This window comes from Tropicimonas sp. IMCC34043 (assembly GCF_003390845.1).
Lineage (GTDB): Bacteria > Pseudomonadota > Alphaproteobacteria > Rhodobacterales > Rhodobacteraceae > Tropicimonas.
Genome location: NZ_QMEK01000004.1, coordinates 198,725 through 221,037, shown reverse-complemented (window position 1 = coordinate 221,037; position 22,313 = coordinate 198,725). Strand labels below are relative to the sequence as shown.

14 protein-coding genes are annotated in these 22,313 nt (G+C 65.6%); 11 read left to right on the top strand and 3 right to left on the bottom strand.

The genetic code is table 11. The annotated features are described in order from the left end of the window. Positions 1–64 precede the first annotated feature (64 nt). The 11 genes from xdhA (at position 65) to DQG17_RS15685 (ending at position 15,344) form a co-directional block, all read left to right on the top strand. Positions 65–1,504: a xanthine dehydrogenase small subunit gene (xdhA, locus tag DQG17_RS15735; protein WP_116133808.1), complete on the top strand. Its 1,440-nt coding sequence runs from the start codon at positions 65–67 to the stop codon at positions 1,502–1,504. Beyond that, positions 1,501–3,867: a xanthine dehydrogenase molybdopterin binding subunit gene (gene xdhB / locus DQG17_RS15730; protein WP_116133807.1), complete on the top strand. Its 2,367-nt coding sequence runs from the start codon at positions 1,501–1,503 to the stop codon at positions 3,865–3,867. The genes xdhA and xdhB overlap by 4 nt, the downstream gene beginning before the upstream one ends. Next, positions 3,864–4,850, top strand: a complete 987-nt coding sequence (gene xdhC, locus DQG17_RS15725; protein WP_116133806.1) for a xanthine dehydrogenase accessory protein XdhC — start codon at positions 3,864–3,866, stop codon at positions 4,848–4,850. The genes xdhB and xdhC overlap by 4 nt, the downstream gene beginning before the upstream one ends. Continuing rightward, positions 4,847–6,406, top strand: a complete 1,560-nt coding sequence (locus DQG17_RS15720; RefSeq protein ID WP_116133805.1) for an ABC transporter ATP-binding protein — start codon at positions 4,847–4,849, stop codon at positions 6,404–6,406. Before xdhC ends, DQG17_RS15720 begins: the two co-directional genes overlap by 4 nt. Continuing rightward, entirely contained in the window at positions 6,403–7,488 is a 1,086-nt protein-coding gene (locus DQG17_RS15715) for an ABC transporter permease (RefSeq protein WP_116133804.1), read from the top strand. Before DQG17_RS15720 ends, DQG17_RS15715 begins: the two co-directional genes overlap by 4 nt. Continuing rightward, on the top strand, positions 7,488–8,417 hold the full coding sequence (locus DQG17_RS15710) for an ABC transporter permease (protein WP_116133803.1): 930 nt from the start codon (positions 7,488–7,490) through the stop codon (positions 8,415–8,417). Before DQG17_RS15715 ends, DQG17_RS15710 begins: the two co-directional genes overlap by 1 nt. A gap of 31 nt (positions 8,418–8,448) precedes the next feature. Next, positions 8,449–9,525, top strand: a complete 1,077-nt coding sequence (locus DQG17_RS15705) for a BMP family ABC transporter substrate-binding protein (RefSeq protein WP_116133802.1) — start codon at positions 8,449–8,451, stop codon at positions 9,523–9,525. Positions 9,526–9,744: 219 nt separating this feature from the next. After that, positions 9,745–11,898 (top strand): hydantoinase/oxoprolinase family protein, encoded by a 2,154-nt coding sequence (locus DQG17_RS15700; RefSeq protein ID WP_116133801.1) that lies wholly within the window; start codon positions 9,745–9,747, stop codon positions 11,896–11,898. Between the two features lie 22 nt (positions 11,899–11,920). Further along, positions 11,921–14,233 (top strand): hydantoinase B/oxoprolinase family protein, encoded by a 2,313-nt coding sequence (locus DQG17_RS15695; protein ID WP_116133800.1) that lies wholly within the window; start codon positions 11,921–11,923, stop codon positions 14,231–14,233. 51 nt (positions 14,234–14,284) lie between these two features. Further along, positions 14,285–14,785 (top strand): acetone carboxylase subunit gamma, encoded by a 501-nt coding sequence (locus tag DQG17_RS15690; protein WP_116133799.1) that lies wholly within the window; start codon positions 14,285–14,287, stop codon positions 14,783–14,785. Positions 14,786–14,954: 169 nt separating this feature from the next. Next, positions 14,955–15,344 carry a phage holin family protein gene (locus DQG17_RS15685; RefSeq protein WP_157973633.1) on the top strand — a complete coding sequence of 130 codons (390 nt, stop codon included), beginning with the start codon at positions 14,955–14,957 and terminating at the stop codon, positions 15,342–15,344. A gap of 105 nt (positions 15,345–15,449) precedes the next feature. Here the strand turns inward: DQG17_RS15685 and DQG17_RS15680 are convergent, their stop codons facing one another. The 3 genes from DQG17_RS15680 to DQG17_RS15670 form a co-directional block, all read right to left on the bottom strand. Then, positions 15,450–17,897, bottom strand: coding sequence for a plasma-membrane proton-efflux P-type ATPase (locus DQG17_RS15680; RefSeq protein WP_116133797.1), 2,448 nt, complete (start codon positions 17,895–17,897; stop codon positions 15,450–15,452). Continuing rightward, the gene (locus DQG17_RS15675; protein WP_116133796.1) at positions 17,897–19,027 is read right to left on the bottom strand and encodes an alpha/beta fold hydrolase; all 1,131 of its coding nucleotides are present in this window, start codon (positions 19,025–19,027) and stop codon (positions 17,897–17,899) included. Before DQG17_RS15675 ends, DQG17_RS15680 begins: the two co-directional genes overlap by 1 nt. A 208-nt stretch (positions 19,028–19,235) precedes the next feature. Further along, on the bottom strand, positions 19,236–22,307 hold the full coding sequence (locus tag DQG17_RS15670) for a molybdopterin dinucleotide binding domain-containing protein (protein ID WP_116133795.1): 3,072 nt from the start codon (positions 22,305–22,307) through the stop codon (positions 19,236–19,238). Positions 22,308–22,313: the final 6 nt, after the last annotated feature.

Below are 22,313 nucleotides of genomic sequence, written 5' to 3'. Positions count from 1 at the left end.
CGCCTCTACGCCGCATCGAGCGCGCCGGCTGCATCGCCAACAGGGTACCGCGGCCGGTGACGGGATGGAGATTACCTTCCGCCTCAATGGCGAAACGATACAGGTGAACGGGACGGCATCGCAGATGCTTCTCGACTGGCTGCGCGAAGATCGCGGCCTGACCGGAACCAAGGAAGGCTGCAACGAAGGCGATTGCGGCGCCTGTACGGTGCTTCTCAGCGATGCCGAACACGGCACGCGGGCGATCAACGCCTGCCTCGTGCCGCTGCCGCAGCTTCAGGGCAAGGCCGTGCGCACGGTCGAGGGACTCTCGGGCCCGGATGGCGCGCTGCATCCCGTGCAACAGGCGATGATCGAGCACCACGGCAGCCAGTGCGGCTTCTGCACCCCGGGCATCACCGTGGCGCTCGCGGCCGCCCACATGACCGGCCGCAAGGATCACGATGATCAGCTTGCCGGAAATCTCTGCCGTTGCACCGGATATACCCCGATTGTCCGCGCCGCCGAGGCCGCGGCTGCGCTCCCCGTTCCGGACTGGATGAACGAGCCTGACGATTTCTTCTGTTCGGAAATATCCTCGGGGGGGCTCGCCACAGGCGAGCGGGGGGCTGACAGCCCCCCTGCAACGGTCCCCTCCGCTTCCGACGCTGCAGTCTTCCTGCCCCGTTCCTCGGACCAACTCGCCGCCTGGTATCTCGAACACTCCGGGGCGCGGCTCTTTGCCGGCGGCACCGATCTGGGGCTGCAGGTGACCAAGGGGCTGCGCGATCTGGGACAGGTCGCGTTCCTGCATGGATGCGCCGATCTGCAGACCATCGACATCGGGCCCGAGGAAATCCGCCTCGGCGCCGGCGTCACGATTTCCCGGATGCTCGAGGCGATGCGAGCGCCGCATCCGGTGCTGGCCGATTTTCTGACCCGCTTTGCCTCGGTCCAGATCCGCAACATGGCCACGATCGGCGGCAATATCGCCAACGGCTCGCCGATTGGCGACAGCCCTCCGGCGCTGATCGCGCTTGGCGCCATACTGCACCTGCGCCGGGGCGACGACCGCCGCAGCCTGCCGCTTGAATCCTTTTTCCTCGAATACGGGCGTCAGGACCGGCGCCCGGGCGAATTTGTCGAGGCCGTCAGTTTCCCCGCGCAGGCCCCGGGCCTTGCCTGCTACAAGATCTCGAAACGCTTCGATCAGGACATCTCTGCGGTCTGCGGCTGCTTCAACCTGACGATCGAGGCCGGCACCGTCGCCTCGGCACGGATCGCATTTGGCGGCATGGCAGGCATTCCGGCCCGCGCCAGCGCGGTCGAGGCGGCCCTGACCGGCAAGCCCTGGACCGACGAAACCGTCGCCGCGGCCCTGCCTGCCTTTGCGCAGGACTTCACGCCGCTTTCCGACATGCGCGGCTCGGCCGGCTACCGGCTGCTGGCGGCGCAGAACCTTCTGCGGCGCTATTTTGCCGAAACGTCCGGCGCTGTCACCAACGTCCGCGAGGTGCATCCGTGAGCGTCGCCCGCCCCCTGCCCCATGATTCCGCGCGCCTGCACGTCACCGGCGAGGCGCGCTATGTCGACGACATTCCGGTTCCCGCCGGCTGTCTGCACCTTGCCTTCGGATTGTCGGATTTTGCCGCCGGTACCGTCGCGGAGATGGATCTCGATGCGGTGCGTGCGGCGCCCGGTGTCGTCGCCGTTCTGACAGCAGCCGACCTGCCGGGCCACAACGATATCTCGACGACGCCTGCGTTTCACGAGGAACTGCTGAGCACCGGCGAAGTCCATTATCTCGGCCAGCCGCTGTTTCTGGTGGTGGCAAAGAGCCATATCGCCGCCCGCAAGGCGGCGCGGCTGGGGAAGGTGACGAAGACCGAGCGCACACCGATCCTGAGCGTCGAGGAGGCGCTTGCCGCCGACTGGCGGTTCGAGGACGGGCCGCGGATCTATCAGCGCGGCGATCCCGAAGCGGCCATCGCGACAGCATCCCGGGTGATCGAGGGCAGTATCGAGGTCGGCGGACAGGAGCATTTCTATCTCGAGGGTCAGGCCTCGCTTGCGCTGCCGCAGGAAGGCGGCGACATGGTCGTGGTCTGCTCGACCCAGCACCCGAGCGAGATCCAGCACAAGGTGGCCGAGGCGCTCGGGCTGCCCATGAACGCGGTTCGGGTCGAGATCCGGCGCATGGGCGGCGCCTTTGGCGGCAAGGAGAGCCAGGGCACTGCGCTGGCCATCGCCTGTGCCATTGCCGCGCGCCGGACCGGCCGGGCCTGCAAGATGCGCTATGACCGCGACGACGACATGATGGTCACCGGCAAGCGCCACGACATCCGCGTCGATTATCGCGTCGGAATCGACGACGGCGGCCGGATCCTTGGCATCGCCTTTGACCATTACATGCGCTGCGGCTGGTCGCTCGATCTGTCGCTGCCGGTCGCGGACCGGGCAATGCTGCATGCCGACAACGCCTATCTGCTGACCGATGTGCGCATCACCTCGCACCGGCTGCGCACCAACATGCAGTCCGCGACCGCCTTCCGCGGCTTTGGCGGACCGCAGGGCATGGTCGGCATCGAACGGGTGATGGACCACATCGCCCATGTGACGGGGCGCGATCCGCTCGACGTGCGGGTGGCGAATTTCTATGCCGAGGCGCCCGGGGCCGAGGACGGAGGGGGGCTGTCTGCCCCCCGCTCGCCGGAGGCGAGCCCCCCCGAGGATATTTCGAAACAGAAGAAGCCGCCGGTGCAGACCACCCCCTATGGCATGGAAGTCGAGGATTTCTGCCTGCATGGGCTGGTGGCCGAGCTGGTCGAAACCTCGGAGTATCGTGCGCGCCGGGCTGCAATTGCCGCGTGGAACGCCACCAACGGGGTGGTCAAACGCGGCATCGCCCTGACCCCGGTCAAGTTCGGCATTTCCTTCACGCTCACGCATCTGAACCAGGCGGGTGCGCTCGTGCATGTCTATCACGACGGCTCGATCCACCTGAACCATGGCGGCACCGAGATGGGCCAGGGCCTGTTCCAGAAGGTGGCGCAGGTCGCGGCGAGCCGTTTTGGCGTCGATATCGGGCGGGTGAAGATCACCGCGACCGACACCGGGAAGGTTCCGAACACCTCGGCCACCGCGGCCTCGTCGGGATCGGACATGAACGGGATGGCGGTGAAGGCCGCCTGCGACCAGATCCGCGACCGGATCGCTGCATTCCTTGCCGAACGCTATCAGGCCAAGCCGGCCGCGGTCCGCTTCGAGGGCGACCGCGTCGAGATCGGCGGCGAGTCCCTGCCCTTCGAGACGGCGGTCGAGATGGCCTATCAGGCCCGGATCAGCCTGAGCGCCGCCGGGTTCTACAAGACGCCAAAACTCGCCTGGGACCGGATCGCCGGATCCGGTCGGCCGTTCTTCTATTTCGCCTATGGCGCGGCCGTGACCGAAGTCGCAATCGACACCCTGACGGGCGAGAACCGGATCCTGCGCTGCGACATCCTGCATGACGCGGGAACCTCGCTGAACCCCGCGCTCGACATCGGCCAGATCGAGGGCGGCTATGTTCAGGGGGCTGGCTGGCTGACCACCGAGGAACTGGTCTGGGACGGTTCGGGACGGCTCAGGACCCATGCGCCCTCGACCTACAAGATCCCGGCCTGCGGCGACCGGCCCGAGGTGTTTAACGTGGCGCTATGGGATAGAGCGAACCGAGAAGACACGATCTATCGCTCGAAGGCTGTCGGCGAACCGCCTTTGATGTTGGGCATTTCGGCATTGATGGCGCTGTCGGACGCGGTGGCAGCCTGTGGGCCCGCCTATCCCGCGCTCGACGCGCCAGCGACCGCCGAGCGGGTGCTGATGGCGGTCACGCGGGTGCAGGGATGAGTTTCGATCACGATCAGATCCGTCAGGCCATCGCTGCACATGGGCGTGTGGTGCGGGTCGTTGTGGCCGAGGCGGTCGGATCGGCCCCGCGTGAGGCCGGGGCGTCGATGCTGGTCTGGCAGGGCGGGCAGTCGGGCACGATCGGTGGCGGAGCGCTGGAGTGGCTGGCGAGCGAACGGGCACGGCTGTTGCTGGCCGAGGGCGGTGGCACCGTTGCGCGGCTGCCGCTGGGGCCGGCCCTCGGCCAGTGCTGCGGCGGGGCGGTGACGCTGGTGAGCGAGGTGCTCGACGCAGACCGGCTGGCCGGGATCGCGGGCGCGGCCATCGCGGGCCATGTCTTGCGGCCGGTCGGGCCGGGCGCTGTGACAGCGGCGGCCGATGCCGCGCAGCGGGCGCCGTTTGCGCTGCGCCGTCTGCTTGCCGCAGTCCGCAACGGCTCGGCCGGGCCGGTCACGCGGCTTGTCTCGGGCTGGCTGGTCGAGCCGCTCGCGCGACGGTCGAATGCGCTCTGGCTGCATGGCGCGGGCCATGTCGGGCGGGCCATCGCCGATGTCTTCGCCCCGCTGCCCGACTGGCAGGTGACCTGGGTCGATACCGCCCCTGACCGTTTCCCCGAGGCACCGCCCCTGGGCGTCGACCTTCTGGTCGCGGTCGATCCGGTGCGGGCCATTCCGCATGCACCGGTGCAGGCGCACCACCTGATCCTGACCTATTCCCACGAAATCGACTTCGCCCTCTGCCACGCGCTGCTGGGCCACGGCTTTGCCTCGGCCGGCCTGATCGGGTCTGCGACCAAATGGGCACGGTTTCGCAAACGCCTCGGCCAGCTTGGCCATAGCGAGGCCGAGATCGCCCGCATCGCCTGCCCGATCGGCGATCCGTCCTTTGGCAAGCATCCGCAGGCGATCGCGATCGGGGTTGCCGCCCGCCTTCTTTCCGCCGCCCGTTCCCGAAACACCTCCGCATTGGAGCGCAGCGCTTGACCGATCTCCTTACCTTGCAGGGCCTGACCAAGGCCTATCCCGGGGTCGTCGCCAATGACGATGTCTCGTTCTCCATCGGTCGCGGCGAAGTGCACGCCCTTCTGGGCGAGAACGGCGCCGGAAAGTCGACGCTGGTCAAGATGATCTATGGCCTCGTCAAGCCCGACACCGGCACCATGATCCTGAACGGTACGCCCTATACCCCGGCCGAGCCGCGGGCCGCGCGGGCCGCGGGCGTCGCCATGGTGTTCCAGCATTTCTCGCTGTTCGAGGCACTGACCGTGGCCGAGAATGTCGGGCTCGGAATGGAGAACCCGCCGAAGCCGACCCAGCTGTCGCGCGAGATCCGCGAGGTCAGTCACGCCTATGGCCTGCCGCTCGATCCGCGGCGGATGGTCGGCGATCTGTCGGCCGGCGAACGCCAGCGGGTCGAGATCGTGCGCTGCCTGCTGCAGGACCCGAAGCTGCTGATCATGGACGAACCGACCAGCGTGCTGACGCCGCAGGAGGTCGAGATCCTGTTTGCGACGCTGAACAAGCTGAAGGCCGAGGGCACCTCGATCCTTTATATCTCGCACAAGCTCGAGGAGATCCGCGCGCTCTGCGACGGCGCGACGATCCTGCGGCGCGGCAAGGTCGTGGGGTCCTGCAACCCGCGCGAACGCTCGGCCTCGGAACTCGCGGAACTGATGGTGGGGCAGGCATTGCACCGTCCCGAACGCAGCCGCAGCGCGCCTGGCAAGGTGGTACTGCAGGTTGCCGGGCTGACCAGCGAACATGTCGAGGAATTCGGCACGAGGCTGCAGAACGTCGGGTTCGAGGTGCGGGCCGGCGAGATCCTCGGCATCGGCGGGGTTGCCGGCAACGGTCAGGACGAGTTGCTGAGCGCGCTGTCGGGCGAGACGCTGGGCTCGTCCGAGACGGTGCGATTTCAGGGAAATGCGGTCGGCCATCTTGGCCCCAACGCCCGGCGCGCTCTGGGAATGCTGAGCGCGCCCGAGGAGCGGCTGGGCCATGCCGCCGCCCCCGACATGACGCTGGTGGAAAACGCCGTGCTGTCGGGCTGGCACCGCAGGAAGCTGGCCGAGGGCGGGTTCGTGCGCTGGGGCAAGGCAAAGGACTTCGCCGAGGAGATCATCGCGGATTTCGACGTGCGCACACCGGGGCCGTTCGTGGCCGCGCGGGCGCTGTCGGGCGGCAACCTGCAGAAATTCGTGATCGGTCGCGAGGTGCTGCAGGATCCTTCGGTGCTGGTGGTGAACCAGCCGACCTGGGGCGTCGATGCGGCGGCTGCCGCCTCGATCCGCCAGGCGCTGCTGGATCTGGCGGCCCAGGGTGCGGCGGTGATCGTCATCAGTCAGGATCTGGACGAGATCCTTGAGGTTTCGGACCGTTTTGCCGCACTCAACGCCGGCAAACTGTCGGCGCCGCGGTCGACCGAAGGGCTGACCATGGAACAGATCGGCCTGATGCTGGGGGGCGCGCACGACATGGATGTGGCCGACACCGACGAGGCCGAGGATATCCGGGAAACCTATGAGGAGGGCCGCCTGTGATACGGCTGGAAAAACGCCCCACGCCGTCGCAGGCTTGGACCTGGGCGACACCGGTTCTGGCGGTGCTGCTGACCATGCTGGCAGGCGGGCTGATGTTCGCGCTGCTGGGCAAGGACCCGGTGGCAGCGATCAAGATCATCTTCTACGACCCGCTGTTCAACCCTCAGTTCGCCGCCTATTCGCGGCCGCAGCTTCTGGTCAAGGCGGGGCCGCTGATCCTGATCGCGGTCGGGCTTGCCATGGGCTTTCGCGCCGGAATCTGGAACATCGGCGCCGAAGGGCAATACATCATGGGCGCGATCTTCGGCGCCGCGGTCGGGCTCGCGATGTATCCCTCGGACAGTTGGATGATCTTTCCTGCGATGGTGATCGCGGGCGCATTTGGCGGGTTTCTCTGGGCGATGATCCCGGCGGTCCTGAAGGTGGTGTTCGGCACCAACGAGATCCTGGTGTCGCTTTTGCTGGTCTATGTCGCCGAAAAGCTGATGGCCGCCATGGCGCTGGGGCCGCTGCGCAACCCCGAGGGCGGCGGCTTTCCCGGTTCGCGCAACTTCCAGGGCTATCCGGCCGCCTCGAACCCCGAGCTGTTTCCGAATTCGGGCATGCACTGGGGCGTGGTCGCGGCCATCATCGCGGTGATCTTCGGCTATATCCTGCTGTCGCGGCATCTGATGGGCTATCACATCCGGCTTGCCGGACAATCGCCGCGGGCGGCGCGGTTCGGCGGGGTCAGCCCGGCGCGGCTGGTGATCTTCTGCCTCGGCTTTGGCGGCGCGCTGGCGGGTCTGGCCGGGATCTTCGAGGTCACGGGGCCGGCGGGCCAAATCACCACCTCGTTCAACACCGGCTATGGCTTTACCGCGATCATTGTCGCCTTCCTCGGCCGGCTGAACCCGATCGGCATCCTGCTGGCGGGCCTGCTGATGGCACTGACCTATATCGGCGGCGAGCTTGCATCGTTCATGCTGGGCCTGCCATCTGCTGCGATCCAGGCGTTCCAGGGGATGCTGCTGTTCTTCCTGCTCGGCGTCGACGTGCTTTCGAACTTTCGTATCAAGATCGGCCGGGAGGGCCACGCCTGATGGACCTGTCTTCGATCAACTGGCTTCTGCTTCTTGCGTCCCTTATGGTCGCCGCAACCCCGATCCTGCTTGCCGGTATTGGCGAGCTGGTGACAGAACGCGCGGGCGTTCTGAACCTCGGGGTCGAGGGAATGATGATCACTGGCGCAATCTGCGGCTTTGCCGTCGCCACCCAGACCGGCAGTGCGACGCTCGGTTATCTGGCGGCTGCCCTCGGCGGGGCGGCGATGTCGATGCTGTTCGGGTTTCTGACCCAGTTCCTGCTGTCGAACCAGGTTGCGACCGGCCTTGCGCTGACGCTCTTCGGCCTCGGGTTCTCGGCGCTGATCGGGCAGAGCTTTGTCGGGGTGCAGGGGATCCGGGTCGAGGATCTGAACCTCGGGCCGCTCGCTGACATCCCGGTGCTGGGGCCGGTGCTGTTTCAGCACGACGCCATGGTCTATATCTCGCTGCTGCTGGTCGCCGGGGTCTGGCTGTTCCTGACCCGGACCCGCGGCGGACTGATCCTGCGCGCGGTCGGCGAAAACCACGATGCCGCCCATGCGCTCGGCTACAAGGTCGTGCGCATCCGGTTGATGGCGATCGCTTTCGGCGGCGCCTGCGCGGGGCTTGGCGGCGCCTATCTCAGCCTTGTGCGGGTGCCGCAATGGACCCAAGGGATGACCGCGGGGGCGGGCTGGATCGCGCTCGCGCTTGTCGTCTTTGCCTCGTGGCGGCCGTGGCGGGTGCTGATCGGCGCCTATCTGTTCGGCGGGCTGACGGTTCTGCAACTGAACCTGCAGGCCGCGGGCCTGAAGGTGCCGGTCGAGTATCTGGCCATGTCACCCTACCTCATCACCATCTTCGTTCTGGTCATCATATCCGGTCGCAGCCGGGCCTCCATTGGCGCCCCTGCAACCCTTGGCCAGAGCTTTCACGCCACCACCTGAACGAGTTCAGATTTACCAACGGGAGACCAAAATGCTCAGAAGAACCTTCCTCCTTGCCACGGCAGCGGTCGTCGGCCTGGCCTCGGCGGCGATGGCCCAGAACGGCCCGGTCAAGGTCGGCTTCATCTATGTCGGGCCAAAGAACGATGGCGGCTGGAGCCAGCACCACCACGAGGCCGCGATGGAGATGGCCGACTACTATGGTGACAAGGTCGAGTTGATCGAACAGGAAAGCGTGCCCGAAGGTGCGGACGCCGAACGGGTGCTGACCCAGATGGCACTGTCGGGGGCCAACATCATCTTCACCACTTCTTTCGGCTACATGGATCCGACGATCAACGTCGCCAAGAAGTTCCCGAAGGTGAAGTTCGAACACGCGACCGGCTACAAGACCGCGGAAAACGTCGGCGTCTATTCCGCCCGCTTCTATGAGGGTCGCGCCGTGCAGGGCTATCTTGCCGGCAAGATGACCAAGACCAACAAGGTCGGCTATATCGCCTCGTTCCCGATCCCCGAGGTCATCCGCGGCATCAACTCGTCCTATATCGCCGCCAAGAAGGTCAACCCCGACATCCAGTTCTCGGTGATCTGGGCCTATACCTGGTTCGATCCCGCCAAGGAAAGCGACGCCGCGCAGGCGCTGATCGAACAGGGCGCCGACGTGATCCTGCAGCACACCGACTCGACCGCGCCGCAGGCCGCCGCCCAGAAGGCCGGCAACGTCTATACCTTCGGGCAGGCATCCGACATGGCCGAATTCGCGCCGATGCCGCGGATCTCGTCGATCATCGACGTCTGGGCGCCCTACTACATCTCGCGCGTCGGTGCGGTGATCGACGGCACCTGGGTCAGCGACAACACCTGGGACGGGATCGGCGCCGGCATGGTGGGGATCGGCGAGATCTCGTCGGCCGTTCCCGAAGACGTCAAGGCCGAGGCCGAGGCACTGAAGGAAGAGATCGCCACCGGCGCCTATCACCCCTTCACCGGCCCGCTGAACAAGCAGGACGGATCGGTATGGCTTGCCGAGGGCGAGATCGCGGACGACGGCACGCTCGCCGGCATGAATTTCTATGTCGAGGGTCTGACGGGCGACATCCCGCAGTAACCCGCGCCATCCGCCAGTTCCAAAGGGGCCTGCTTGCGCAGGCCCTTTTTTGTTGACCGTCGGCGGTTGCAGAGCAGTCCTCCGCCTGCCCCGATCTCGCGTCCGCGGCATGTCCGATCCGCAGTCCGACAATCGGACGCCCGGACGCCCCGGCCGCCTGCCATCTTCCCCGGCGTGAGGTTCGATCGAACCGAACAGCAACGCAGGGAGGACGATACTTTGCCACTCGACAGGGAAAACATACGCAACGTCCAGGTGCTGGGCATCGATGCCGGCGGGACCATGACCGACACCTTCTTCGTAGATGCCGACGGGGATTTCGTGGTCGGCAAGGCGCAGTCGACGCCGGAAAACGAGGCGCTCGGCCTGATCGCTTCCAGCAAGGAGGGGCTGGAGCACTGGGGGCTCGAGCTTGACGAGGCGCTGGCGCAGATCCAGACCGGGGTCTATTCGGGAACCGCGATGCTGAACCGCGTGGTTCAGCGCAAGGGGCTGCGCTGCGGCCTGATCGTCAATGCGGGGATGGAGGATTTCCACCGCATGGGACGTGGCATCCAGGCCTATCTGGGCTTTGCCTATGAAGACCGGATCCACCTGAACACGCACTATTACGACGACCCGCTGGTGCCGCGGCACCTGACACGCGGCGTGATGGAACGCATCGACATGTCGGGCACCGTGGTGATCCCGCTGCGCGAGGAAACCGCGCGCGCGGCCGCCAAGGACCTTGTCGCGCAGGATGTGGAAGGCATCGTGGTGTCCTTGCTGCATTCCTATCGCAACCCCGCGCACGAACGCCGGGTGCGCGACATCGTCGAGGAGGAGGTGAAAGCCGCCGGCAAGTCGATCCCGGTCTTCGCCTCGACCGACTACTACCCGGTGCGCAAGGAAACCCACCGCACCAACACCACGATCCTCGAGGCCTATGCCGCCGAGCCCTCGCGCCAGACGCTGCAAAAGATCTCGACCGCGTTCAAGGACAACGGATCGAAGTTCGACTTCCGCGTCATGGCGACCCATGGCGGCACGATCAGCTGGAAGGCCAAGGAACTGGCGCGGACCATCGTATCCGGCCCCATCGGCGGCGTGATCGGTGCGAAATACCTGGGCGAGGTGCTGGGCTACAAGAACATCGCCTGCTCCGACATCGGCGGCACCTCGTTCGACGTGGCGCTGATCACCCAGAACGAACTGACGATCAAGAACGACCCCGACATGGCGCGTCTGGTGCTGTCGCTGCCGCTCGTGGCGATGGATTCGGTTGGCGCGGGTGCCGGCAGCTTCATCCGGCTCGATCCCTACACCAAGGCGATCAAGCTCGGGCCTGACAGCGCCGGTTATCGCGTCGGCGTCTGCTGGGAGGCAAGCGGGATCGAGACGGTCACAATCTCGGACTGCCACGTCATCCTTGGCTATCTGAACCCCGACAATTTCCTTGGCGGCCAGGTCAAGCTTGACCGGCAGCGCGCCTGGGACGCGATGAAGGAACAGATCGCCGACCCCCTCGGCCTGACCGTCGAAGAGGCGGCAGCCGGCGTTATCGAACTGCTCGACAGCGATCTGCGCGATTACCTGCGTTCGATGATCTCGGGCAAGGGTTACAGCCCGTCGAGCTTTGTCTGCTTCTCCTATGGTGGGGCCGGCCCGGTCCATACCTATGGCTATACCGAAGGGCTGGGGTTCGAGGACGTGATCGTGCCGGCCTGGGCCGCGGGCTTCTCGGCCTTCGGCTGCGCGGCGGCGGATTTCGAATATCGCTATGACAAGTCGCTCGACATCAACATCGACGAACATGCCCACGAGGCCGACAAGGAAAAGCAGGCCGCAATCCTGCAGGCGGCCTGGGACGAGCTGGCCGAGCGGGTGCTGGAGGAATTCGCCCTCAACGGCCATTCCGCCGACAAGGTGACGCTGCAACCTGGCTTCCGGATGCAGTACCGCGGCCAGTTGAACGATCTGGAGATCGAAAGCCCGATCGCCAGCGCCGGAAATGCTGACGACTGGGACAAACTGGTCGACGCCTTCAACGACACCTACGGCCGGGTCTATGCCGCGTCCGCACGCTCGCCCGAGCTGGGGTATTCGGTGACCGGGGCCATCATGCGCGGCACGGTGCCGATCCCGAAGCCGCGGATCCCGCGCGAGGAACTGCACGACCCGACGCCGCCCGAGGAGGCCAAGCTTGGCACGCGGCAGTTCTATCGCAAGGGCAACTGGCTCGACGCGCAGCTCTATCAGATGGAGCGGCTTCTGCCCGGCAACCGGATCTTCGGCCCGGCGATCATCGAATCCGACGCCACGACCTTTGTCGTGCCGGACGGTTTCGAAACCTGGCTGGACGAACACCGGCTGTTCCACCTGCAGGAAATCTGAGGCTCAAGGGAGGACAACAGACATGAACATTCAAAGCGAAATCAAGGAGGGGATCGTCCGCGGCGGCGAGACCCTGAAACAACACCGCGACCGGCTGATGGAGGCCACCAAGCGGACCGGCCACTATGCCGGGCTGCGCCACATGGAGCTGCGCGACGAACATCCGATCCACTACAACAAGCTGTTCTCGCGGCTGCGGGCCGGGGTGGTCGATGCCCGCGAGACCGCCAAGAAGATCGCGGCAAGCCCGATCGTCGAGCAGGAAGGCGAGCTCTGCTTCTCGCTCTACAACGCGGCGGGCGACTGCATCCTGACCTCGACGGGGATCATCATCCACGTCGGAACCATGGGTGCGGCGATCAAGTACATGATCGAGAACGACTGGGAATCGAACCCCGGCATCAACGACCGCGACATCTTTTGCAACAACGACAGCCTGATCGGCAACGTCCATCCCTGTGACATCCACACCATCGTGCCGATCTTCCACCAGGGCAAACTGATCGGCTGGGTCGGCGGCGTGACCCATGTGATCGACACCGGCTCGGTCGGCCCCGGCTCCATGTCCACCGGGCAGATCCAGCGCTTTGGCGACGGCTATTCCGTCACCTGCCGCAAGGTCGGCGCAAACGACACGCTGTTCCGCGACTGGCTGCACGAAAGTCAGCGTGCGGTGCGCACGACGCGCTACTGGATGCTGGACGAACGCACCCGCGTCGCCGGCTGCCACATGATCCGCAAGCTGGTCGAGGAAGTGATCGCCGAAGAAGGCATCGAGTCCTACTGGAAGTTCGCCTACGAGGCCATCGAACACGGCCGCACCGGGTTGCAGAACCGCATCAAGGCAATGACGGTTCCGGGCAAGTACCGGCAGGTCGGCTTCGTCGACGTGCCCTATGCCCATGACGATGTGCGGGTGCCGTCGGACTTTGCCAAGCTCGACACGATCATGCACACGCCGTCCGAGATGACGATCCGCGGCGACGGCACATGGCGGCTGGATTTCGAGGGATCGAGCCGCTGGGGATGGCACACCTACAACGCCCATCAGGTCAGCTTCACCTCCGGCATCTGGGTGATGATGACCCAGTCGCTGATCCCGACCGAGATGATCAACGACGGCGCGGCCTATGGCACCGAATTCCGGCTGCCCAAGGGCACCTGGATGAACCCCGACGACCGGCGGGTGGCGTTCAGCTATTCCTGGCACTTCCTGGTGTCGTCCTGGACGGCGTTGTGGCGGGGCCTGTCGCGGTCCTATTTCGGCCGCGGCTATCTGGAAGAGGTCAACGCCGGCAACGCCAATACCTCGAACTGGCTGCAGGGAGGCGGCTTCAACCAGTATGACGAGATCCACGCCGTGAACTCGTTCGAATGTGCGGCCAACGGGGTCGGGGCCAGCGCCGTCGGCGACGGCATCAGCCATGCCGCGGCGATCTGGAACCCCGAAGGCGACATGGGCGACATGGAGATCTGGGAACTGGCGGAACCGCTGGTCTATCTCGGCCGTCAGATCAAGGCATCCTCTGGCGGCGCGGGCAAGTACCGCGGCGGCTGCGGGTTCGAGTCGCTGCGCATGGTCTGGAACGCCAAGGACTGGACCATGTTCTTCATGGGCAACGGCCATATCAGTTCGGACTGGGGGTTGATGGGCGGCTATCCGGCGGCCTCGGGCTATCGTTTCGAGGCGCATGATGCCGGGCTGAAGGAAAAGATCGCCAATGGCGAGCCGATCCCCTTCGGCGGCGACAGCGACCCCGAGAACCCGGTCTGGGACAGCATGCTCGACGGCGCGCGGATCAAGCGCGACAAGCAGGCGATCACCACCGAGGCGATGTTCGAGGACTATGACCTCTACCTCAACTACATGCGCGGTGGTCCGGGCTTTGGCGATCCGATGGACCGCGAACCGCAATCGGTGGCCGACGACGTGAACGGCGGCTATCTGCTGCGCCGCTTTGCCGACAAGGTCTATGGCGTGGTGCTGGCCGAGGCGGGCGACGGGCTTCTGGGTGTCGACGAGGCGGCAACGGCGGCCATGCGCGCCGAGATCCGCAAGACCCGGCTTGCCGAGGCGGTGCCAACGCAGGAATGGATGGCCAAGGAGCGCGAAAGGATCCTTGCCAAGGATGCCGGCACCCATGTGCAGCAGATGTTCGCGGCGTCCTTCAAGCTCGGGCCGCGGTTCGAGAAGGACTTCCGTGCCTTCTGGAACCTGCCCGACGACTGGGTGCTGAACGAGGCCGATCTGCCGATCCCGTCCTATGGCCGGGAATATTCGATGGATATCTCCGAACTGCCCGACGTCCACACGGTTCAACTGGTCGAAGAATGATGGCGCGCGGGCGCGGGATCGCCGCGCCCGGCTTTTCCAAGGGAGGATTCAATGGCTTACACCAAGGCTAAGATCAAGGACCTGGTCGATGGCAAGATCGATCGCGACACGCTGCAACAGATGCTGTCGACGCCGAAGGACCAGGACCGTTTCGTCAAGTATATCGAGATCCTGCAGGACGAAGTGCCGTGGGACGACAAGATCATCCTGCCGCTGGGGCCAAAGCTGTTCATCGTGCAGCGCGCCAGCGACAAGAAATGGGTGGTACGCAGCTTTGCCGGGCACGATTTCTGCGACTGGACCGAGAACTGGAAGCTCTATGCCAAGGTCCGGGTGCGCGAGACCGCCGAACGGATGGAAGAGATCTATCCCCGGCTGATGGCGCCTTCGACCGAATGGCAGGTGATCCGGGAATACTTCTGTCCCCTGTCCGGCGATCTGCTGGATGTCGAGGCGCCGACGCCCTGGTACCCGGTGATCCACGATTTCGAACCCGACATCGACACCTTCTACAAGGAATGGCTGGGGCTCGAGGTGCCAGAGCGCGCCTGAGCTTTCCCCCCACCCCAGCCCGGCCCCGGCAGATCCGCCGGGGCCGATTTCGTTGCGGTGCGGCACAACGGCGGTAAGGCGACGCACCCGTCACCCGATGACGCAACGGGGGTTTGGATTTCACGTCTGCGAGGATAGAGTTCGGGGAAACGGACATTTGGAGGTGCCCATGAAGAAGATGTTGATTTCCGCCCTTGTTTTCCTGCTGGCCAATGCAATCGGGCTGCTGGTGGCCATGTTCTTCCTTGTCGGCTTCACCACCAACTTCGGCGGCTTCTTTCTGGCCGTTGTGCTGCTGTCGGTGGTCGAGGCGCTGGCGGGACCGCTGCTGGAAAACCTGTCGAAAAAGAACCTTCCCGCAATGCAGGGCAGCGTCACACTGATCGCCACCTTCCTCGGGCTGTTCTTTTGCGACCTGCTGCTGTCCGGCTTTCAGATCAGCGGGCTGAACACCTGGCTGCTGTCGGTCCTGATCGTCTGGCTGGTCGCGCTGGTGGCGGGCCTCGCTCTGCCGAAGTTGCTGGCCAAGTGGGTCGGCCCCAGGACGACCAACATCTGATCGCGGGTCGGGCGCACGGCCCGCACCCAAACCAATGAAAAAAGCGCCAGCGGGATGGTCCCCCGCTGGCGCTCTCAATTTCACCGGATGGATCCTCCCCCCGGATCAGGCGTCCACAGGATCGAACACCCGATAGGCGCGAACCTTCAGCAGATCGGTGACGAGGAACCAGACCAGCGCATAGCCCCAGACCGCCAGCGCCCAGCCCCAGCCAAGCGGGGTCATGAACAGCCCGTAGACCGCGATCAGCGTCGCCACGACCTGGGTGCCGAACACCGCCAGGATCAGCGCATTCGCCGGCCGCGAGGACCAGAACGGCCCGCGCGTTCGCGCAAGGAAGACGGTCAGATGGCCCGACACCGACAGCAGCAGATACATAAGCGTCTGGATCTGGTCGCGCGGCATCCCCATCTTGCGGTCGGCGATATAGAACAGCCCGAAGGCAACAATCGGCCCGATCAGCCCCAGCACCGAGGCGATCCCCAGAAGCCGGCGCATGTTCCAACGCTCGGGCGCGGCGCTGCCCTCGACATTGTCATAGGCAATCGACAGGATCGCGCCGTCGTTCAGCAGCGCCAGCATGACGATCATCACCGCGGTCATCGGGTAGAAGTTGAAGACCATGATCGACAGCGCCATGAACAGCAGGACCGTCAGCGTCTCGGCGATGCGGTAGATCGCGTAGGAGTTCATCCGCTCGAAGATCTTGCGCGCCTCGGTCACGGCGTCGATGATCACCGACAGGCCGGGCGTCGTCAGCACGATGTCGGCGGCGGCGCGGGCCGCATCTGTCGCCCCCGAGACCGCGATGCCGCAATCGGCCTTCTTCAGCGCCGGCGCGTCGTTCACCCCGTCGCCGGTCATGGCAACGATATGGCCGCCCTGCTGCAGCACATCGACGATGTGGTATTTGTGCTCGGGGAACACCTGGGCAAAGCCGTCGGCGGTTTCGATCGAATCGTCGACCCGCGTGCCCTCGTGGTGGCGGGCATCGCCCAGAGTCTCGGCATCGAGGATATCGGTGCCAAGCCCCAGCACCCGCGAGGTCTCGCGCGCGATGGCAAGCTGGTCGCCCGTGACCATCTTGACGTCGATGCCCATGGCGCGGGCGCGCCGGATCGTTTCCTTGGCGCTGTCGCGCGGCGGATCGAACAGCGGCAGAACGCCAAGGAAGGTCCATGGACCGTCGCCCTCGGCCCGCGCCACGCCAAGCGAGCGATAACCCTTGGCGGCGAAGGCATCGACCGCCTCGGTGATTTCGGCCTTCCGCGCATCGTCCAGATCGCAGAGCGCCACGATCACCTGCGGCGCCCCCTTGGTGGTGCGGACCCGCGTGCCGCTTAGGCCCGTCAACGTCGCCTCGGTGCGCTTGCCCACCGGATCGAAGGGCTTGAACTCCTCAAGCTTCCAGCCATCGACCGCCTGCGGGTCGGACAGCCCGCCAAGGACGGCCGCGTCAATCGCGTCGGCTCCATCCTCGCGCGAGGCAAGCGCCCCTGACAGGATCACCGCATCGCGGTCCGCACCGTCCAGACAGAACGGCTCGCCCAGCGTCAGCTGGTTCATGGTCAGCGTGCCGGTCTTGTCCGAACACAGGATATCCGCGCCAGCCAGTTCCTCGATTGCCGCCAGCCGGCTGACGATCGCCTGCTTGCCGGCCAGCAGCTTGGCGCCGACCGCCATCGTTACCGACAGCACCGTCGGCAACGCGACCGGGATCGCCGCCACCGTCAGGACCAGCGCAAACTGCAATGTGCCAAGCAGCGGATTGCCGCGGAACAGCGACACGAGGACGATGATCGCGACCAGCACCAGCGCCAGAATGATCAGATAGTTGCCGATCTGCTGGACTGCGCGCTGAAAGTGGCTTTTGCCGCCGCTCTCCTGCACCAGTTGGGCGGTATGGCCAAAGAAGGTGTTGGCGCCGGTGGCATAGACGAGACCGTCGAATTCCCCGGTCCGGATAATCGAGCCGGAAAACGCCGCGTCGCCCTCGTGCCGCGTCACCGGCAGCGACTCGCCGGTCAGCGCCGACTGGTCCACTTCGGCCTCGGCGCCATTCAGGATCCGTACATCGGCCGGCACGATATCGCCAAGCCGCAGATGCACCACGTCGCCCGGCACGACCGCCCCCGCCGCGATGTCCTTCCAGGCCCCGCCGCGCCGCACCCGCGCCTTGGCGGCAAGCTGGCCCTTGAGCGCCGCGATGGCGTTTCCGGCCTGATGTTCCTCGAAAAAGCCCACGAGGGCGTTTGCGAACAGCAGCAGCAGGATGATGAAGAAGTCGGGCCAATGCCGGTCGATTGCCGACAGCACCACCGCGACCTCGATCATCCAGGGGATCGGCCCCCAGAAATAGCCGAGGAACTTCCTCAGCGCGCTGACCGATTTTTCCGCGATCTCGTTCGGGCCGTACTGCGTCAGCCGCCGCGCGGCTTCGTCATCGCTCAATCCGTCCGGGGTTGCCTTCAGTTCGGCCTCGAGTGCGGGCAGCGGCAGGGTCTGAAACTTGTCGGCGCCCTCTGTGGCCGCCACAGTGGATTTCCGTGCCATCACGCATCTCCCTTCGCGACGATCCATTCCGCGATGCCGGGCCAGACGTCCTTCAACGTGCGCGCCCCCATGAACAGGCCGATGTGCCCGCCGGGAACCAGTTTCTGTTCGATCTGCGCGTCAGGCGTGCCCAGCAAACCGCGTGCGGCAAAGACCTGTTCGCGGGTCGTGATGTCATCGCTTTCGCCCGCCAGCAGGAAGGTTGGACAGGTCACGTCCTTCAGGTTCAGCTTGCGGCCGAGCCCGGTGAACTCGCCCTTGGCAAAGAGGTTGTCCTTGAACAGCAGTTCGATGGACTGCAGGTAGTACCGCCCCGGCAGGTCCAGCGGGTTCTCGTACCAGGCCTCGAACCGCTCGGTCCGGTCGATATAGTTCTCGTCATTCACATGGGCATAGAGGTCGAGGTATTTCTCGACGTATTGCTGCATCGGATGCATGTTCTTCCAGCCGGCCAGCATGTTGCGGCCAAGCATCCGGCCGTCACCGCTGTCGACCAGCTCCTGATAGAACGACAGCGGCGTCTCATGCGCCATCTTGCGGATCGGCCCGTCGCCGGCGTCGGTGTCGATGGGCGAACCGGCCAGCACCAGCGAGGCGATCTTGCCCGGGAATCGCGCGGCATACATGGCCGACATCCAGCCGCCCTGACACAGCCCGACCAGATTGGCCCGCCCGCCCAGGTCGTCGACAACGACGTTGATCTCGGCAAGGTACTTGTCGATGTCGAAATCGCGCATCTCGGGGGTGGCGCTTTTCCAGTCGGTGACGAAAACACGCTTCGCCCCCGAGGCCAGCAGCGTCTCGACCAGGCTCTGGCCCGGGGCATGATCGGCGATGGTCGAATGGTGCCCCGCATAGGGCGCATCGACGATCACCGGCACCGCGTCCGCCGGGGCATCCGGCGCCGAGAAATCGCGCAGCCGCATGGTGTCGAGGTCGCGCACGACGCGGTTCGCGGTTGCCCATTCGGGTGCGGGCGGGGTCGTGATCTCGGCTGCTTCCTCGATGAACTTCATGTTCTGCCGAAACAGGTCGAACCCTGCCTCGCCCATCTCGATCCCGGCCGCAAGCGGCCAGAACCAGGGAACCGTGTGTTCGGTTTGCGGAAGATGTGGGTCTTGGTGTGCCATTGTCTGCTCCTGTCATCCCAATGTGACGTTCGGCGCCCGGGCCATACGCGAGAGCGTCTGCACTGTGACGGTACCTATGTGACCCTCCGGGCTTTCCCTACGAATTCCCACGCATTTTCACAAAAAAGTTCCGCATTGCAGAATGCAGGCGGGGCGTCGCAGCAAATGCCGCGACGCCCCGCTCTGTCCGGCCGGACCCGACCAAGGCCTAGCCGATGCGTTCGAGCCGTGCCGGCAGGCCCTGCCGCACCGAAGTCCCCGAGATCGGGTCGACCCAGACGCCCGCCAGCGCACGGGTTGGATCGAGCATGCCGAGATCGTTTTGCAGCACGCCAGTGGCCTGCCGCGGATCGGCCGGCAAGGTGGTGCCGTCGATGGTGACCGTGGCCGCGCCAAAGCCGCGGTGGCCGAACCCGTGTTCGATCGCCACCGTGTCGGGCGCCACCCCGTCGCGGACAATGGCCACGCTGTCGAGGCTGCCACCCGGCGTCGTCAGCCGCACCATGTCGCCGGTCGCGATGCCATGTGCCTCGGCCAGCGCGCGGCCGATATTGACCGGATTGGTCGCCACGATCCGCAACAAGGCCGAGGCGCCCACGGAATACGAGTTCTGCAACGGCGACTTGAAGCTGATCACGCTGACCGGCCAGTCGGCCTGCGGGAAGTGGTCGGACACTTTCGTGCCATCCGCGAACTCGGGCTGCCGCCAGCTTGGCGTGCCGGGCGAGCGTTTGCCGGACAGCGCGTTGCGGGCGCTGCCCACGGATTCGTTCCAGACCTGCATGGGATCTTCCCAGGCATGAGCGGCCCTTTCGCCGTCAAACGACTTGTCGACGTTCTCGTAGCGCCCGCCCTTGGCATAGACCGTCGCGGCCTTGCGCCATTCATCGGGCTTCAGCACCGCCTCCAGATCCGGGCGGATCCGGTCGACGCCCGAGACCGCGAGATCGTCGTCGCTTGCATCCGGCACGGGCTTGCCGATGGTGGCGACATTGACCGCGCCGCGCAGATACCAGTCTTCGGGCCGGTTCAGCGGATGCAGCGTCCCATCGGCGTCGGGAATGGCCTTCTCGCCGAACCCGGGCAGACCCATGCGCTTTGCGGTCGCGATCAGGAACATGTCGACATCGATTGGCACGCCTTCGGCCGTGCGGGCCATCTTCGGCTCGACCACCGGCCAGCGCGCCGTGGTCACCTTTGTCGCGACCCCGGCCCAGGGTTTGGCAAACCCCCAGCTTTCGTACATCACCGAATCCGGCACGATATAGTCCGAGATTGCGGTGCTTTCGTTGATGAACGGGTCGATCGACACGATCAGGGGCACCACCTTGGGATCCTTCAGCTTTTCGACCATATGTTCGATGCCCGGGATGCCATAGACGGGGTTCGCGTTGCGCAGGATCAGCGCCTCGATGCCATAGGGATAGCCCGAGACCATCGAGGCAAACCACTCGGTGGCCAGCCCCGGGGCGTTCGGATACCACGGGCCGTCGGCCGGAAACGGCTTGCCCGCCGCCTTCTTGGCCTTGAACTCGCTGGTCTTTTCATAGGGCACATTGCGCCCCAGCGGCAGGCCGCCGGCCTTCACCGCACCGGGAAAACTTGCCAGGTCATAGGCCGGCCCCTTGTTGTCGGGGAACCAGCCGCCCGCGACCGTGGTGCCGCCTTTCCAGTTCAGGTTGCCGATCAGCGTGTTCAGCATCATCAGAGCATAGGCGCTGTAGAAGCCCGCCCCGCCCATCATGCCGCCGTGCGAATTGACCGCCGCCTTGCGGCCGTGGCTGGTGAATTCTCTCGCAAGCCAGACGATGGTTTCGACCGGGATGCCGCAGCCGGCGGCGTATTCCTCAAGGCTGTGGGCCATCGCCTCGGCGCGCAAAAGGCTCAATGCCGTGCTGACGGCGACCTGCCCGTTCGCCGTCTCGACACTGCCCTCGAAGAACAGCGGCGCGGGGGTATCGGCCGCAGCCACGGGGCCCGCGTCCGAGGCCACCATGAACGGATCGGCATCGGAGTAGGGATCGCCCGCAATCTCGGCCCCAAGGTCCGAGCCGCGCAGGAACTTGCCCATCCGCGGATGGCTCTGGTCGGCAATGACCAGATGGGTCGCGTTGGACCAGCTTGCCTCGCCCGCGGCATCGGCCGCGGCCTGGCTTGGCTGGGCCAGATAGGCGGCATTGATCCGGTCGTTCTCGAACATCCAGCGCATCATTGCCATGCCGAGCGCGGCGTCGGTGCCGGGAATGATCGGGATCCAGCGCGAGCGCTCGCCCGACGGCCCGTTCTGCGAATTGTTCAGCACCGGGTCGATGACGACATAGTCGAGATCGCCGTCGCTGCGCGCCTTGGCCACCAGCGCGCCCACCCGCTTGAACGGGTTGCCGGCATTGCCGGGCGCAGTCCCGGCAAAGATGATGAACTCGGCATTGCTGAAATCGGGCTTGGCGTGGGGCATGCCCTTCAGATCGTTGAACATCGCCCCCGACCCGGACCGATAGGCGCCGCCGCAATAGGACCCGTGGCGGACGAAATTGTTCGAGCCATAGCTTTGCTTCAGCCAGCGCTGGACAATGACCTCGCGCCCGTCGTTGACCGAGCTCATCAGCGCGACGCCATTGGCGCGGGGGCCGAATTCCGGTGCGCCCTCCTTGATCGGGGTCTCAAGATCGCGGATCTCGCGCAGTCCGGCGACGGGACCCTCGCCGAACAGATCGCCGCCCTCGACCACTTCTTCCACCAGTTGTTCGAAGCTGATGGTCTGCCACTGGCCCGACCCGCGCGGCCCGACCCGCTTCAGCGGCGCCAGCACCCGGCGCGGATTGTCGAGCTGCTGCAGCACCGCGTTGCCGCGGCCACAAGCGGTCGAGCGATGCAGCTGGCCCTGTCCCTTCCCCTCCTGCGCGATGGCGCGGAAGCTGTCGCGCACCGGGGTCTCGTAGGGCAGCGCCGGATCGGTGCTGAGCGGCGAATAGGGGTTGCCCGCGACCCGGAGCACCTTGTTGCGCGCCTTGTCGACCCTGACCCGCACGCCACACAGCGTCGTGCAGCCGATGCACATGGTATAGCTGACCGCCTGATCGGGGTTCAGTTCGATGTCGCCGGTGGCGGCATCGACGCTGAATTCGGGCGCAGGCGCATTGCCGGTCAGGTTGCCCGCGGGTTTTTCGCCCGACCAATGGCCGCGGGCGAGCTTCTGGATCGTGCCGGCATAGCCGACGGCGAAGGTGCCCAGAGCGCCTGTCGCGACGGCGCCTTTCAGGATGTTGCGGCGGGTGGACATGGCGGA